An 876-nucleotide genomic window follows, 5' to 3' on the forward strand; every position below is an offset into this window, starting at 1 on the left:
TGTACCCACCCGAGCTTCGCTCGACTAATCTTGATTTTGACTGGGTATATCGAAAGCTGGCGCCAAGTGTCATTCAACGTGGCGCACGCTCTGTTTATAATGCATATGTCGCAAGCGAAAACTCGGCGATCAATAGCTTGAAAAGCCTTGTAGCCAGCTCGTACGATTCGCAGACAGGAAAACCAAAGGGGTATTTCGCGAAACTATGGCCTACCGAAACAATGGTTGTATGGGTGGCTGTGTTGCTGGTCGGTTATCTTGTACTCTATTACGTTCGGTAAGAAATACCTTTCATCGTAGACTTGCTCATCAAAAGCGCAGCGCATTGTTCGGCTGTGCTTTTGATGCAAAAAAGTATGACGCTCGAAGCGTCATCGTATGCACACTTTGGTAATGTCATTTGCTACTTAAACGTCACCGGGCTATGCATACCAGCCTCATAATGCCCCGGCATATTGCAAGCTACCTCAACTTGCCAAGCTTCTTCAAACCGCCATATCAACTCTTCCGTCTCGCCTGGTTTTATAGTGATAGACGGGCCGCCTGGGCCATGATGCATGTCCGGGTTTTTCATCATCATTTTTCCATGCTCCATATGCTCATCTTTAGTTGCAATGGAAAACTCATGTACCGTATCGCCAGTATTGGTGATTACGAATTTGACGGTCTCGCTATCTTTGATCTCAAGAGGCTCGTGAATAAACTTCATCGAGTCATTGGCCGTGACCTCAATCGTTCTGTCTACCTCGCTTTCTTTTCCAGGTGAACCAGCAATGCTTTCCATATGATGCCCATGACCACCATGCATACCATGATCTCCGCCATGCATACTTTCATGCATCGATGAATGTGAGTTCTTGTGCATATGCTCATTAC

Annotated in this window: 1 protein-coding gene and 1 pseudogene; one reads left to right on the forward strand and one right to left on the reverse strand. The window is 46.3% G+C overall.

The genetic code is table 11. The annotated features are described in order from the left end of the window. Nucleotides 1-281 (forward strand): annotated as a pseudogene (locus tag A3751_RS23080) (Na(+)/H(+) antiporter subunit D); the annotation flags it as partial. Nucleotides 282-403: 122 nt separating this feature from the next. On the opposite strand, the gene A3751_RS17880 reads toward A3751_RS23080, so the two are convergent. Further along, nucleotides 404-876: plastocyanin/azurin family copper-binding protein (locus tag A3751_RS17880; protein ID WP_231876928.1), on the reverse strand; the 473-nt coding region annotated here is incomplete at its 5' end.

The sequence above is a fragment of the Oleiphilus sp. HI0080 genome (genome assembly GCF_001635135.1).